Raw genomic sequence first — 13,964 nt, 5'->3', positions numbered from 1 at the left:
CGGTCTCTCTTCTCAGCGACGAGTTCGCCCTACGATAGGTAGAATCTCCTCGTTGGTATTTTCATTCGCTTCCTGACTTATAGGCCGCCTTCGCGACATTGCGCTGCCCTGAAAGCTCGGCGAACGTGTGCTGCTTCTCCAGCCACGCGTGATATTCTTTCTCTTCCTCAACGACGACCTTGCTTCGCATCTGCGCATGCGCGACACCGCAGAGTTCCGCGCAGAGAACCTCGAATGTCCCGGTGCGGGTGGGCGTGAACCAGTAGTACGTGACCGAGCCCGGTATCATATCCATCTTCGCCCGGAACTCGGGCACATAGAAATCATGCAAGACGTCAATTGAGCGGAGCAATACCTTCACCGGTTTTCCAAGCGGCAGGTGCAAGTCGTCGTTTTGAACAACGATGTCGTCTTTTCCGTTTGGATCGTCGGGATTCAACCCCAGAGGATTGTCGGCACTGACATTGCGGGCATCGGAGGTCCCAAGCCGGCCGTCCTTTCCGGGAAGCCGATAGCTCCAGAGCCACTGCTGTCCCACGACCTCGACCTCGGTCGCATCGGCCGGAACTGTTACGAACTGGTGCCAGACAACCAGCCCGGGTGCCAACATGGCCGCGACGCCGATTGCAGTACCTACGCTGAGCCACCATTCGAGCTTCTTGTTTTCGGGATTGTAGTCTGCCTGCCTTCCCTCCTGGTGTCGAAAGCGGAAGACACAATAGGCCATGAACGCGACGACCGCGAAGAAAACGGCCCCGGTGATCCAGAACGTCAGGGTGATCGTGTGGTCGATGTAGCTCCAATTTGAGGCGATGGGCGTCCACCACCACGGGCTGAAGAGATGAAACAGCACCGAGGCGACCGCGACCAAAAGCAATATGATTGCTACAGCCATCCCTCATTCATCCCTTGCCATTAAAGGCTGCGGATACGAATTAAAGGGCGGAGCTCACGACTGTTACGATGGCCGACTTCACGTTCGCCATCGTCGTGCCTCTTGCCTCGCCCATTGAACCGGTCGCGACGTCAAAACATGACACACAGAGTACACGTTACGACCGCTAGTCTCGTCGGAGCTGGGGGCGTTTAGAATTTGAAGATGGTACGCGTCGAGCCCGGCGTCAATAGATCAATAATAGATCGATAGCGGATTATGCCGCGCCCTCGTCTGGCGTGTGTCGCCCCCCAGTGCCGCCGGCGAGCACTCATCGTTTGGTGACGCAATGCAGCAAAGGATTTGTGCAGACGCACAATTCACCCAACCATTGGGTGCTAGTTTCCTTCTGTCGTGGATCGCGCTACACTCACCGCGAAGGTCGCGGCCGGCTTCGTCCGGCGAAGGTCCTTTCGTTGAAGTTGGTTTGCTGTACTCGGCTCGACCGCGAATTTCGCACAAGAGGCGGACACGCGTGACTTAGTGGCGCCGTTTTCACCACGGTGACCACGAGCAAGGGAGACTGCGGCCATGGCTACACAGTATTCCGACAACGTCGTAAATCCCAATCCACAAGCGTTGGGCATCGCCAGCCCATTTGTCATTCGCAAAATCGGCCTATCCGATTTGAGCGACGCCCTGCGCCTGGGCTGGGAGGATTTCAAGGCCGTACCAAGTCACGCCATTATCCTGTGCGTGATTTATCCCGTTCTCGGTCTTGTTCTGTTCAGAATGGTCCTTGGCTATGCGGTGCTGCCGCTGCTCTTTCCGCTGGCCGCCGGCTTTACCTTGATTGGTCCTTTTGCCGCGCTCGGTCTCTACGAACTCAGCCGCCGCCGCGAGCGCGGCGAGGAAGCCGCTGCGTGGGATGCTTTCCACGTGTTGCGCGCGCCGTCCTTCGGCGCCATGCTCGAACTCGGCACGCTCCTGCTCGTTCTGTTCGGGACTTGGATCGCCGCCGCGGACGCTCTCTACGTTGCAACATTCGGCCATGCTCCGGCTGCAAGCATTCCCGATTTCGCAACGCGCATATTGACGACACCGGAAGGATGGTTGCTCATCATCGTCGGCTGCGGCGTCGGCTTCCTGTTCGCCGTCGTGGCCCTTTGCGTTAGTGTTGTGTCGTTTCCGTTGCTGCTCGACCGGCATGCGACTGCGATAGACGCAATCCGGACGTCGCTGCGGGCTGTGATGAAAAATCCATTTGTCATGGCCGCGTGGGGGCTGATTGTTGCGGCGCTGCTGGTGATCGGTTCACTACCGCTCTTCGTCGGTCTCGCTGTCGTTCTGCCGGTGCTCGGTCATGCCACCTGGCATCTTTATCGGAAGGTGGTGGAGCCTGACCCGAATCCTCCACAAGAACAACCCCGCGCGCCGAAAGGTCACCGCTATGCGGCGGATTTCCCGGCTTCTCTCTTCCCCTGGAGCCGTGAGAGCAAGTGATGGGAGATGTGTAAGACGCAGCGGAGGTCCATCATGTCCATAGCTCCCACACTGCAGCGATACTTGACTGCGGAAAATGTCCAATACGATGTGATCCCGCATGACCCTACCATGTCGTCGGTGCGTACCGCCGAGGCGTGTCGGATTTCGGGGGATCGTTTGGCCAAGGCAATCGTGCTGCGGCGCAATGACGGCTACATGCTCGCCGTCCTGCCAGCGTCGCATCACCTTCGCCTTTCGGATTTGAGGGACCAGCTTGGCGACAATGTTGAATTGGCCACGGAATCCGAGATCGATCCGCTGTTCCCGGATTGCGCGCACGGGGCTGTTCCGCCCCTTGGTCACTGTTATACGCTGCCTCTCATCGTGGATGACAGCATCGAGGCGCAGCCGGAGATCTATATGGAGGCGGGCGATCACGAGACGCTGCTCCATATAAGTCATGCGCAGTTTGCTCGCTTGATGGGAAACGTACGACGCGGCCGCTTTAGCGAGAAGCCGCCGCACAGCATAAGCAGTTCCATTGTGTGGGGGTAAGGTGCCCTCATGCGGCCGCGTCACAATCGTCGTTCATTACGAAGCAGCGACAATGGAAATTTGACAGATTGCTATCAAAAAACCTTGCCGGGGCTTGTGTCCTAGGGAGAATCCAAATGACTACGGTGCGACAGTTGCTCGATCAGAAGGGCAGGAACATTTGGTCTATTCACCCGGATGCTACCGTCTTCGATGCCGTCGCGAAAATGGCTGAAAAAGACATTGGATCGTTGCTAGTGATGGAAGGCGAGGAGCTCGTTGGCATCATTACCGAAAGGCACTATGCGCGGAATGTTGTTCTCAAGGGTAAGACGTCTCCCGCAACGCCCGTGCGCGACATCATGGAACGACACGTCGTCATTGCACAGCCAGAACAATCCGTTGACCAATGTATGGCCGTCATGAGTGAGGAGCGCGTGCGCCATCTGCCGGTGCTTGAGGGAAAAAAGCCAATTGGCATTGTTTCAATCGGCGATCTTGTCAAAAGCATCATCGGTGATCAGAAGTTCACGATTATTCAGCTCGAACAATACATTCACGGTGGACGGGCCATTGTGAACGGCTGAATACGTTCCCGAACGACCGCAGCGCTCGGAAGCACTACCGCCGAACATCACCGCCGCCGGCGCCGTTCGCACATCGTGAGCGCAGCGAACGATGTGGCGCACGGCAGTGCGCGAACTTTCCCTTTGCTGAAGCAGCCCCCCACCCGGCGCTCGCGCCACCCTCCGCACGCGGGAGGATCAAGCGATGCCGGGCCGCAGTGCAGTTTTAACTGAGCGCACTACCATTGCCGCGACAGCGAGCCAACAATTCCGTCATTTTCGTCATTACACCGGTGTCGTTCGCTCGTCGGTCCAGGTCTCGCCGAACGCGTCCAGGCCCTCGGCGAGGTAATCGCTGACCAGGGGTTCGCCGAGCAGATAGCTCGCGGTCCGCTTGTTGTGGCCCTCGGCGGCCTCGCGGCGGAGATCGTCCCATTCGTCGATCGAGCCGTCGCCGCGGCCAAGGCGCATCAGCGCGACCAGGTCGATCTGCTCGTCGTCGCTCATGGCGTTGATGAAGCCGGTGATCTCGCGCACCACGGGATCGTCGCCATCATCCTCGAGCACATCGATCATATTGTCGTCAGCGCTGTTCGACCCGGAGTCCGGATCGGACACCCCCTCCTTGACGTCGAATTCGCGCATTTTCTCGATCAAAAAGCCGACCTTTTCGGCCGAAATGGCTAATTCTGGCATCGGTGCGTTCCTTCGTTCTGCAAATCGTCAACGCGCGGGCAGGTCGGATGATCCATTGCGCCCCACGGCGGAAACCAGCATCTTGCGCCCCCAAGAAATGAGGGCCAAGGAAGGCCGAGGGAAAATGCCGAATGTACTGGAAAGTGGGCAAGGTCAAAATCACGAAAATCGTTGAGCTGGAGACGGTCGGCAGCACGCGCTTCATCCTGCCGCTCGCCAGCAATGAGGAAATCCGCAAGTCGCCCTGGCTCGTTCCGCATTTCGCCACCGACGAGGGCCGGCTCAAAATGTCGATCCACTCGCTGGTGGTGGAGACGTCGGCCCGCCGGATTGTGGTCGATACCGGGCTCGGCAACGACAAGCAGGGCCGCAACGTGCCGACCTGGAACAACCGGCAAGGTCCGTTCCTCGAAACCATGCGCGAAGCCGGCTTTGCGCCCGACAGCATCGACACCGTGCTGTGCACCCATCTGCATGTCGACCATGTCGGCTGGAACACCAGCCTGGTGAACGGGAAATGGGTGCCGACTTTTGCCAATGCGCGCTACGTGTTCGGCAGAGCCGAATACGAGCACTGGCGCGACGATCGCGAGGAGCCTGACAAGGTTGCTGTTTTCAACGACTCGGTGAAGCCGGTGGCCGATGCCGGCAGAGCGGACCTCGTCGCCAGCGACGCCAGGCTTACCGATGAGATCACCCTGATCCCGACACCCGGCCACAGTCCCGGCCATATGAGCGTCCACATCCGGTCCGACGGCGAAGAGGCGCTACTCACCGGCGACGTCGCCCATCACCCCTGCCAGATGGCGCATCTCGACTGGTCGTCGACCGCGGATTTCGATCCCGTTCAGTCGGCGGCGACGCGGCGCCAATTGTTCGGCCGTTTTGCCGATACCGAGACCTTGGTCATCGGTGGGCACTTCAACGCCGGCCGCATCAGGCGAGACGACGATGCCTTCAAATTCATCGTTTAGGGCATCATCCCAAAGTCGGCCTTCTGGGCCCGGAATCATGCCCCAAGCATGGCCCGGCAGCGCCGGCGGCAGTTGAATTTCCTCCCGCCCTGTTCCAAGAAGCATCCAAGCAACCACCATCCTAGGGAGTGATACCAAATGAAGCTTGTTCGTTACGGGGCAATCGGTCAGGAAAAGCCCGGTCTGATCGACAAATCCGGCCAATTGCGCGATCTGTCGGGGCAGGTGAAGGACTTCGCGGGCGAGGCCTTTTCGCCGGCCTCGCTGGCCAAGATCGCCGCCCTCGACCCGGCCTCGCTCCCCGCCGTCAGCGGCAAGCCCCGGATCGGCTCCCCAGTGGGCGGATTGCCCAAATTCATCGCTATCGGCCTCAATTATTCCGACCATGCCGCCGAAGTCGGGATGCAGATCCCGGCCGAACCGATCATCTTCACGAAGGCCAATAGCAGCCTGTGCGGCCCCAACGACGCGGTGGAAAAGCCGCGCGGCTCGACCAAGCTCGATTGGGAATGCGAAATCGCCATCATCATTGGCACCCGCGCCAAATACGTCTCCGAGGCTGACGCGCTCAACTACGTCGCCGGCTACGCCGTCTGCAACGACGTGTCCGAGCGCAATTTTCAGATCGAGCGCCTGGGCCAGTGGACCAAGGGCAAGTCGCACGACACCTTCGGCCCGCTCGGCCCCTGGCTCGTGACCAAGGACGAGATCGGCAACGTGCAGAAGCTGTCGATGTGGCTCGACGTCAACGGCAAGCGCTGCCAGACCGGCTCGACCGCAACCATGATCTTCGGGTGTGCGAAGATCGTATCCTACGTCTCCGAATTCATGACACTGCAGCCCGGCGACATCATCACCACCGGCACCCCACCCGGCGTCGGCTCCGGCATGAAGCCGCCGAAATTCCTCGGTGTCGGCGATGTCGTCACGCTCGGCATCGAGGGTCTCGGCGAACAGCGGCAGGAAATCGTCGCGGCGTGAGGTTGCCAACACCGTCATTGCGAGGAGCGTAAGCGACGAAGCAATCCAATTTGCTGCCGTTATGGATTGCTTCGCAGAGTTTATCATCGGGCGCGCATACGCGCGACCCGTTGGCTCGCAAAGACGGACTCATTATCCTTCAAGCCTTACTTTAAAAGGATATTCCATGAAATTGTCATTCTCCCCGGCCTCGCCCTTCGCCCGCAAGGTGCGCATCGCCGCGATCGAACTTGGCCTGATCGACAGGATCGAATTCGTCCCGGCGGCCGTGGTGCCGGGCCAGCCCAACGAGGAATATTCACGCATCACGCCGCTGAAGAAGCTGCCGGTGCTGATCCTCGACAATGGCGAGGTGATCCTGGATTCCTACGTCATCGTCGAGTATCTCGACGAACTCGCCGGCGGCGGAAAGCTGATCCCCGCCTCGGGGCCGGCGCGATGGAAGGTCAAGAGCGAGCATTCCATGCTGCAGGGCATGCTCGATTCGATGCTGCTGTGCCGCTACGAGCAGATGGTGCGGCCGGAGCCGTTGCGCTGGCAGGCCTGGACGGACGATCATTGGGCGCGCGCCTGGAGCGGCATGGCGCGCTTCGAGAATCAGGCGGAGATGCTGGCGCGCCCGCTCGACATCTCGCAGATCGCGCTCGCCTGCGTGCTCGGCTATGCCGATTTCCGCTTTGCCGATTGCGGCTGGCGCAAGGCCTATCCGAAGCTTGACGCCTTCCATCAGAAGATGCTGGAGCGGCCGTCGGTGAAAATCTCGCTGCCGCCGCCGGCTTAAACGTCAGGAGACAGCCATGAGTCTCAAGTTCACGCTCGGCGATCTCACCATCCATCGCCTCATCGAGCAGGAAACCACCTTCCTGCCGGCGCTCGACATGCTGCCCGGCCTGACGGCGGAGCTTTTGGCAGAAAACCGGGCGTGGATGCGCCAGGCCAGGGCGATCGACGACAGCGATGTGCTGATCCTGTGTTTCCAGTCCTACATCGTGAAGACGCCGCACCACACCATTCTGGTCGACAGCTGCATCGGCAACGACAAGCCGCGCCCGGTGCGCCCGAAATGGAACATGAAGACCGACGATACTTATATGCGCGCGCTAGCGGCGGCGGGTTTTTCGGTCGGCGACATCGACTATGTGATGTGCACGCATCTGCATGTTGACCACGTCGGCTGGAACACGCGGCTGGTCGACGGCCGCTGGGTGCCGACCTTTCCGAACGCGCGCTACGTTTTCGCGAAAAGCGAATTCGATTACTGGACCGAGCAGAACGCGAAAGCGGAAGTGCCGCCCTTCGCCGACAGCGTGCTGCCGGTGGTCGAGGCCAGGCGGGCCGAGATCGTGCGCGACGATTTTGCGATCGGCGACCACGCCCGCATCCTGCCGACACCCGGCCATACGCCCGGACATGTCGCCTTCACGTTCGGCCGGGGCAAGGATGTCGCGGTCGCGAGCGGCGACCTCATGCACTCGCCGCTGCAGACGCGCTATCCGGAACTGTCGGCGAAATTCGACGTCGATCAGGGCCAGGCCGCGGCAACCCGGCGGGATTTCCTGGAGCGCTATTGCGACACCGACACGCTTTGCTGCACCGCGCATTTCCCCTCACCCTCGACGGGAAAAATCCGGCGCTTGGGCAACGGGTTTTCCTGCGAGGCGATTTAGCTAGCCGGCCTGGTGGCGCATTGCTTCACCTCGCCCCGCTTGCGGGGAGAGGTCGCCCGGCGAAGCGCAGCGAAGTCGGGCGGGTGAGGGGGACTCACCGCGAGTCGACTCGTTGAGGCAGCCCCTCACCCCAACCCTCTCCCCGCAAAGAACGGGGAGAGGGAGAAGTATCTCAATCGAACAGGTTCGGCGTGTGATTGACCACCGCGCCCTCGATCGCGAGCATCTTCAATTTCGTCGTGACGCCGCCATTGGCGGAGAAGCCGCCGGGCTTGCCGCCGGCGGCAAGCACGCGGTGGCAGGGCACCACGACCGGACAGGGATTTCGCCCGAGCGCCTGGCCGACATCGCGCGACAGTTCGACGCCGCCGAGCCGCTTGGCGATGTCGCCATAGGTCATGGTCTTGCCGGGCGGAATGCTGCGCGCGATATCGTAGACGCCACGATGGAACTCCGGCACCCCGTCGAGATCGAGCACGACGTCCGACAGATCGTTCGGCTTGCCGGAAAGCAGCTCGACGATCCCGTCGATCGCGTGCTGCACTTCCGCCGACGGCAGCGCTTCCGCGATGTCGCCATAGCGCTGGCGGATGCGGGCGCGGGTCTTGTCCTCGGTCCCCATCGGCAGTTGCACCGCATTGATGCCGCGCGGGCCCCAAGCGATGCCGCAGCGCCCGATCGCGGTGTCGAAGATTGCAAAATGTTGATCTGTCATGGCTGGCTCCAAATCTGCCCCATGTCTGAGCTTGATGCTGGCCCTGAATCTAGGCTTGGAAATAGTTGCGATCCACCCGGTTTCCGAGGGAAATTTGGGCTATCCAGGGAAAAGCAGGGGAATGAAACCCACAATTCGTCATCACCGGGCTTGACCCGGTGATCCCTCCTCTCTGAAAAAGCCAGTTCCCGCGAAGTGAGATGGATACGCGGGTCAAGCCCGCGTATGACGTCCAGCGTATGTAGCTCCGACCTGCCCTGATCCCCAACCTTTCCGAGCCCCCATGCAAACGCTTCACGTCAACGGATACGACATGGCCTATCTCGATATCGGCCACGGCCCGCCGCTGGTGTGCGTGCACGGCTCGTTGTGCGATTTCCGGATCTGGTCGCCGGTGCTCGGCCCGCTGACGCGGAAGCACCGGGTGCTCGCGGTTTCCTTGCGGCACTTCTTTCCCGAACATTGGGACGGCCACGACGGCAGCTATTCGATCGCGCAGCACACCGCCGACATGATCGACTTCATCGAGAAGCTGAATGCCGGGCCGGTGGACCTGATGGGTCATTCCCGCGGCGGGCATGTTTCGTTTCGCGTCGCGCAGCGGCGGCCTGATCTGTTGCGCAAGCTGATCCTGGCGGAACCCGGCGGCGAACTCGACCCCACACTCGATCCCAGCGCACAGCCCGGCGCGCCCTCCCCGCTCGCGGCCCGCTTCGCCGCCTCGGCCGAAAAGATCGCGGCAGGCGACATCGACGGCGGGCTGAAGTTCTTCATGGAGGCGCTGGAAGGCCCGGGTGCCTGGGCCCGGCTGCCGGCGACGCCAAAACAATTGCTGCGCGACAATGCCCACACCCTGATCGGTCAGGTCAGGGATAACCGCCCGCCCTTCTCCAGGACGGACGCCGAGGCGATCGAGAACCCGACGCTGTTCATAGGCGGCGCCAACACCAAGGGCATGCTGCCGCAGGTGCTGCACACGCTGGCCAAGCATGTGAAGGGATCGCAGATCGCGATGATCCCGGGCGCCACCCATCCGATGTTCGAGCAGGCGCCGCAGAAATATTGCGAAATCGTGCTGGAATTCCTGGCAGAATAATCTTCGGCCAGCCGACCCCAGGCTTGGTCAGGTCTTCATCAGCGCCGCTGCGGACGCCGCCCGCTGCGCGATACCGTAGATGTGGAACACCAGCATCCCGACGCATGCGATCTCGATCGTCATCGAGATGATCGGGACCACAGACGCCGCGGACAATTCGGTTCCACGCAGATTAAGCGCAGTAAGCACCGCATCGCTGACGACCGAAACCGCCAGCGCGGCCGCGGCTGTACAGCACAGCACAAAAAAGCGGTGAAGCTGCCGGCGATACGCCGGATGGAGCGCAGCAGGAATTTCGCGGCTGCGAATGTAGAGCCAGCCGGCGAGCCCGACGATGGCCGCCAGCAAGAAGGCATATCGGTCGACCATGCCCACCAGCCCGCCGACCGCCCTCAGGTCGTCGCTGATGGCCCACTGCGTCGCCGCATACCAGGCGACACGGGCCTTCATGGCAATGAAAATGCCGGCGACGACGAGAACTGCGGCGACGCCGGCTCTTCTGCTCTGCCTTGCGAGGGAAAGCACGGCGAACTGGGCCGCGATGACCCGCGCATCGCCGAAATTCGCGACGGCGCGCCGCTGCGCCTCAAGCAGATTTCCCGCCGGATCCGCCGCGACGGCTTCCCAGAGATGATCTTCGACTTCCTGCCGCACGCATCGTGCCAGCGATCGATCAAAATCGAGTTCGCGCGAAAGCCCGTCGAGATAATCCTGGATCATGCCGGGTTCTCGCGTGGCCGGTTTCCACCAAGCAGACCGCCAATGGCATCGGAAAATTGTTTCCAGACCACACGCCGCTCGGCCAGTGCACGGCTGCCGGTCTTGGTCAGGGTGTAGACCCGCCGGCGCCGCCCGGAGTCCGCGGTCATCCAGTTGCTCTTGAGCAGGCCCGCCTGCTCAAGGCGATGCAGCGCAGGGTAGATCGTGCCCTCCGGCAGATCGAACGCGCCACCGCTGCGCCGTCTGATCTCCTCGATCACCGCGTAGCCATGGGCCGAGCCCGCCGCCGACAACGCGGCAAGCACGATCATGTCGAGGTGCCCCTTGAGCATTTCGCCTTCCATACCTTGTATTACTAGGCTTTTGGCCGGCCGGTCAAGTCGGGCTCGCTACTTGCCGCGTGGCACGAATACCTGACCATTGACGCCGAATCCGCCTTCGGCGGTTTCGATGATCTGCACAAACGATTTACGCACCGGGTCCGGCGGTTGCTTCATTGCGTTGAGAACAACGTCCGTAATGCCCTTGATCATGGCCCCCTTCTGCTCCAGCGTGAGTACGCCAGTCGGAACCTGGAGCTCCACCAGCGGCGCACCATAGTTTGCCGCTGGAGCGCTGTCCGTCAGAGCCGGCGAAACGCCAGCCACCGAACCTGCGGCGACCACCGCCGTCATGAGCACGGCCCTGCGATTCAGTCGTGCACCCTCCTGCGAATCTGCGTGATTGTTCGGCCTGTTTTTCATGTTCATGGTCCAGTTTTCCGGTGATGCGGGATGGTTGTCGGCGGTCAGGTCGGAGGCACATAGGTATTGCCGCTCGCGCCCCAATCGCCTGCCGGAATCTCGGTGATCAGCACATAGGTCGGCGAATTCGCCGGCCTTTTTTCTACCCCGACGATGACATCGTGAATCCCCCTGATGATTTCGCGCCGTTGATCCGGCGTGAGAATGCCCTCTGGCACATAGACTTTGGCGACCGGCATGTGAGCCTCCTGCTCCGTCAACGATACCTCGCTACAATATGCCTAGTTACGCTAGGTGTCAAGTACGGGCACTGCGAACTGGGCACGCGGCGCGTTCCATGCAATGATATCCGCTACCCTTCACCGATCTCCGCAAGCCCCCATGCAGACCTTAAGCGTCAATGGATACGACATGGCCTATGTCGAGGTCGGCAAGGGGCCGCCGCTGGTCTGCATCCATGGCACGCTCGGCGATTTCCGCACCTGGTCGGTGGTGCTCGGACCGCTGTCGAGCAAGCACCGCGTGATCTCGCTCAGCCTGCGGCGCTTTTTCCCGGAACACTGGGACGGCGTCGGCGGCGATTATCTGATGGCGCAGCATGTCAGCGACGTTATCGGCTTCATCGGGAAGCTCGGTTTGGGACAAGTGGATTTGTTGGGACATTCGCGTGGCGGACACCTCGCATTTCGCGTCGCGGGGCAACGTCCGGAATTGCTGCGCAAGCTGATCCTGGCCGAACCCGGCGGCGAACTGGATTCATCGCTCGACCCGACCGTGGCGCCCGGTCCTTCGCAACGCGCGGCGGGAATCGCCGTCTCAGCCGAGAAGGTGAAGAACGGCGACATCGACGGTGGGCTGAAGGGCTTCTTCGATGGAATCGAGGGCGACGGCGGCTGGGCACGGCTACCCGCTGCAGCAAAGCAGCAACTGCGGGACAATGCCTTCACGTTGATTGGACAGGTCGGCGAAAATCGTCAGCCGTTTCGAAGGGCCGAAGCGGAAGCGATCCGCACGCCCACCCTGTTCATCGGCGGCGCCGACACCACGGGCGCGTTGGCCGCCTTGCACCGCGCGCTGGCGCCGCATGTCCCCGGCGCGAAGACCGCGATGATTCCGGGCGGCGGCCACTGGATGTTCGAACAAGCACCACAGGAATTCTGCAAAGCCGTGCTGGAATTTTTGGACAGCTAAGGCCACCAAACGAGCACGTCGTTCCGGCGAAAGAATTCTTACCCGCGCCGGTAGCCCGCCAGCAGCGAGTCGTCGATGTCGGGCAGGTTGACCACGATATTTTCAGGCGTGCGGCAGGCCAGCCACCACAATTCTTCGGTCGTGCTCATATTGGCCTCGAGATGCGGGATGTAGGGCGGCACGAACATGAAATCGCCCTCCGACATCTCGACGTAATCCTGATAGTTCGCGCCGAAATAGATGCGGGCGCGGCCGGAAAGCAGATAGGCGCCGGTTTCGGCCTCGCCATGATGATGCGGCAGCGATCGGAACCCGGGCGGGTTGGAGGCCTTGCCGAACCAGATGCGGGTCGCCGGCGTATGCTGCGGGCCGACGCCGGTCATCAGTTTCAGACCGCCGGATTGAGCGGTGTTGCCGTGCTCGAAGCCCTTCCGGGTCACCACCGGCCGGTCGTTCGCTGCCATTCGAGCTCTCCCTTTTTGGCGCCCGAACGGCGCGTGGGTCATGGCGCTAAGCCCTGCCCGGGCTGGTAAACCGCGGCCCCGGTGCTAATCTTTCCGCAAAGAAAATAAACGGGCTCCGTCCCTGAAACGCAAGGAGGAACTAGCCATGAAGCTGACCCAGCAGCAGATCGACGATTTCAACCGCGAGGGCTGGCTGTTCCTGCCGGAACTGTTTGCCCGCGAAGAAGTGGACCTGTTGGCGCGCGAGGCGGAGGGCATCTACGACACCCAGCGCCCCGAAGTGTGGCGCGAGAAGAGCGGCGCGCCGCGTACCGCCTTTGCGGCCCATCTCTACAACGAGGCGTTCGGCCTGCTCGGCGCGCATCCGCGCATGATCGATCCGGTGGAGCAGATCTTCGGCGAGAAGGTCTACATGCACCAGTACAAGATCAACGCCAAATCCGCCTTCACCGGCGACGTCTGGCAGTGGCACCAGGATTACGGCACCTGGAGGCGCGACGACGGCATGCCAGAGCCGCGCGCGATGAACATCGCGATCTTTCTCGACGAGGTGATGCCGATCAACGGCCCCCTGATGCTGGTGCCGAGAAGCCAGCACGCTGGCGACCTCAAGGCTTCGCACGACCTTCAGACCACCTCCTACCCGCTGTGGACGCTGGACGAGGAAACCGTGACGCGCCTGGTGAAGGAAGGCGGCATCGTTGCCCCCACCGGCAAGGCCGGCGGCATGCTGATGTTCCACGGCAATCTGGTGCACGGCTCGGCGGGCAACATAACGCCCTACCCGCGCAAGATCGTCTATCTGACGCTCAACGCGGTTTCCAACTACATCCGCACGCCGACGAGGCCGGAATATATCGCCCATCGCGACTTCACGCCGATCCAGACCGTGGACGATGACGCGCTGCTGCGGCTGGCGCGGGCACAGCGGCAGGCCGCGGAATAGAAATTTTGCACCGTCATACCGGGGTGCGCCGAAGACGCGAACCCGGAATCTCGCGCGCATTGTCTCCAGGGTCCACGCGAAGACGCGTGTCCTGGAATGACTGAAATCGGATCCCCTCCATGAACCTGCATCACCTGCTCAACGCCCGTGCCGCCGCCGGCAAGCCCGTCCGTGTCGCACTGATCGGCGCCGGAAAATTCGGCTCGATGTTCCTGTCGCAAGTGCCGCATACGCCGGGGCTGGAAGTGCCCGTGATCGTCGATCTCGACCCGGAGCGGGCGCGCGAGGCCTGCCGTACCGTCGGCTGGAATG

General features: G+C 61.6%; 19 protein-coding genes (1 of these 19 cut by a window edge). 11 read left to right on the top strand and 8 right to left on the bottom strand.

Annotated features, from left to right (window positions below):
* Positions 1-61: 61 nt before the first annotated feature.
* Positions 62-895, bottom strand: a complete 834-nt coding sequence (gene coxB, locus B5525_RS16220; protein WP_079566902.1) for a cytochrome c oxidase subunit II — start codon at positions 893-895, stop codon at positions 62-64.
* A 570-nt stretch (positions 896-1,465) separates the two neighbouring features.
* Here coxB and B5525_RS16215 point away from each other — a divergent pair.
* From B5525_RS16215 to B5525_RS16205, 3 genes are all read left to right on the top strand, one after another.
* Complete coding sequence (locus tag B5525_RS16215) at positions 1,466-2,377, top strand: DUF2189 domain-containing protein (protein ID WP_079566901.1); 912 nt, start codon at positions 1,466-1,468, stop codon at positions 2,375-2,377.
* 33 nt (positions 2,378-2,410) lie between these two features.
* Entirely contained in the window at positions 2,411-2,914 is a 504-nt protein-coding gene (locus B5525_RS16210; RefSeq protein ID WP_079566900.1) for an aminoacyl-tRNA deacylase, read from the top strand.
* Positions 2,915-3,030: 116 nt separating this feature from the next.
* On the top strand, positions 3,031-3,480 hold the full coding sequence (locus tag B5525_RS16205) for a CBS domain-containing protein (RefSeq protein WP_079566899.1): 450 nt from the start codon (positions 3,031-3,033) through the stop codon (positions 3,478-3,480).
* Positions 3,481-3,744: 264 nt separating this feature from the next.
* On the opposite strand, the gene B5525_RS16200 is transcribed toward B5525_RS16205, so the two are convergent.
* A complete protein-coding gene (locus B5525_RS16200) occupies positions 3,745-4,155 on the bottom strand; it encodes a DUF3775 domain-containing protein (protein WP_079566898.1) in 411 nt (136 codons plus the stop codon).
* A 131-nt stretch (positions 4,156-4,286) separates the two neighbouring features.
* Here B5525_RS16200 and B5525_RS16195 point away from each other — a divergent pair, with 131 nt between their 5' ends.
* The 4 genes from B5525_RS16195 to B5525_RS16180 all read left to right on the top strand — a co-directional run bounded on the left by B5525_RS16195 (position 4,287) and on the right by B5525_RS16180 (position 7,777).
* The gene (locus B5525_RS16195) at positions 4,287-5,129 is read left to right on the top strand and encodes an MBL fold metallo-hydrolase (protein ID WP_079566897.1); all 843 of its coding nucleotides are present in this window, start codon (positions 4,287-4,289) and stop codon (positions 5,127-5,129) included.
* Positions 5,130-5,267: 138 nt separating this feature from the next.
* Positions 5,268-6,110: a fumarylacetoacetate hydrolase family protein gene (locus B5525_RS16190; RefSeq protein WP_079566896.1), complete on the top strand. Its 843-nt coding sequence runs from the start codon at positions 5,268-5,270 to the stop codon at positions 6,108-6,110.
* A 166-nt stretch (positions 6,111-6,276) separates the two neighbouring features.
* Positions 6,277-6,891, top strand: a complete 615-nt coding sequence (locus B5525_RS16185) for a glutathione S-transferase family protein (RefSeq protein WP_079566895.1) — start codon at positions 6,277-6,279, stop codon at positions 6,889-6,891.
* A 16-nt stretch (positions 6,892-6,907) separates the two neighbouring features.
* Positions 6,908-7,777 (top strand): MBL fold metallo-hydrolase, encoded by an 870-nt coding sequence (locus B5525_RS16180; RefSeq protein ID WP_079566894.1) that lies wholly within the window; start codon positions 6,908-6,910, stop codon positions 7,775-7,777.
* A 172-nt stretch (positions 7,778-7,949) separates the two neighbouring features.
* On the opposite strand, the gene B5525_RS16175 is transcribed toward B5525_RS16180, so the two are convergent.
* Positions 7,950-8,492: a methylated-DNA--[protein]-cysteine S-methyltransferase gene (locus tag B5525_RS16175; protein WP_079566893.1), complete on the bottom strand. Its 543-nt coding sequence runs from the start codon at positions 8,490-8,492 to the stop codon at positions 7,950-7,952.
* Positions 8,493-8,775: 283 nt separating this feature from the next.
* Between B5525_RS16175 and B5525_RS16170 the strand changes: the two genes are divergently transcribed.
* Positions 8,776-9,588 (top strand): alpha/beta fold hydrolase, encoded by an 813-nt coding sequence (locus B5525_RS16170; protein ID WP_079566892.1) that lies wholly within the window; start codon positions 8,776-8,778, stop codon positions 9,586-9,588.
* 27 nt (positions 9,589-9,615) lie between these two features.
* Here B5525_RS16170 and B5525_RS16165 read toward each other — a convergent pair whose 3' ends face one another.
* The 4 genes from B5525_RS16165 to B5525_RS16150 are packed head-to-tail and all read right to left on the bottom strand — an operon-like array spanning position 9,616 to position 11,290.
* Complete coding sequence (locus tag B5525_RS16165; RefSeq protein WP_079566891.1) at positions 9,616-10,308, bottom strand: hypothetical protein; 693 nt, start codon at positions 10,306-10,308, stop codon at positions 9,616-9,618.
* Positions 10,305-10,640, bottom strand: a complete 336-nt coding sequence (locus tag B5525_RS16160) for a PadR family transcriptional regulator (protein WP_197687927.1) — start codon at positions 10,638-10,640, stop codon at positions 10,305-10,307. The genes B5525_RS16165 and B5525_RS16160 overlap by 4 nt, the downstream gene beginning before the upstream one ends.
* Before the next feature lie 57 nt (positions 10,641-10,697).
* A complete protein-coding gene (locus tag B5525_RS16155; protein WP_079566889.1) occupies positions 10,698-11,057 on the bottom strand; it encodes a tautomerase family protein in 360 nt (119 codons plus the stop codon).
* A 38-nt stretch (positions 11,058-11,095) separates the two neighbouring features.
* The gene (locus B5525_RS16150; RefSeq protein WP_079566888.1) at positions 11,096-11,290 is read right to left on the bottom strand and encodes a tautomerase family protein; all 195 of its coding nucleotides are present in this window, start codon (positions 11,288-11,290) and stop codon (positions 11,096-11,098) included.
* A 142-nt stretch (positions 11,291-11,432) separates the two neighbouring features.
* Here B5525_RS16150 and B5525_RS16145 point away from each other — a divergent pair, with 142 nt between their 5' ends.
* Positions 11,433-12,242: an alpha/beta fold hydrolase gene (locus tag B5525_RS16145; RefSeq protein ID WP_079566887.1), complete on the top strand. Its 810-nt coding sequence runs from the start codon at positions 11,433-11,435 to the stop codon at positions 12,240-12,242.
* 38 nt (positions 12,243-12,280) lie between these two features.
* Here B5525_RS16145 and B5525_RS16140 read toward each other — a convergent pair whose 3' ends face one another.
* Positions 12,281-12,706 carry a cupin domain-containing protein gene (locus B5525_RS16140; protein ID WP_079566886.1) on the bottom strand — a complete coding sequence of 142 codons (426 nt, stop codon included), beginning with the start codon at positions 12,704-12,706 and terminating at the stop codon, positions 12,281-12,283.
* A gap of 145 nt (positions 12,707-12,851) precedes the next feature.
* Between B5525_RS16140 and B5525_RS16135 the strand changes: the two genes are divergently transcribed.
* Both B5525_RS16135 and B5525_RS16130 read left to right on the top strand, forming a co-directional pair.
* Positions 12,852-13,652, top strand: a complete 801-nt coding sequence (locus B5525_RS16135) for a phytanoyl-CoA dioxygenase family protein (RefSeq protein ID WP_079566885.1) — start codon at positions 12,852-12,854, stop codon at positions 13,650-13,652.
* Between the two features lie 119 nt (positions 13,653-13,771).
* Positions 13,772-13,964, top strand: partial view of an NAD(P)H-dependent oxidoreductase gene (locus B5525_RS16130; RefSeq protein WP_079566884.1) — the 5' portion only. 1,118 nt of this gene lie beyond the right edge of the window; the window shows 193 of its 1,311 coding nt (coding positions 1-193); it begins with the start codon at positions 13,772-13,774; its stop codon lies off the right edge, out of view.

The organism is Bradyrhizobium erythrophlei (assembly GCF_900129505.1).
Taxonomy (GTDB): Bacteria; Pseudomonadota; Alphaproteobacteria; order Rhizobiales; family Xanthobacteraceae; genus Bradyrhizobium; species Bradyrhizobium erythrophlei_D.
The sequence above is the reverse complement of the archived record's forward strand: the minus strand, read 5'-3'. Positions and strand labels throughout refer to the sequence as shown.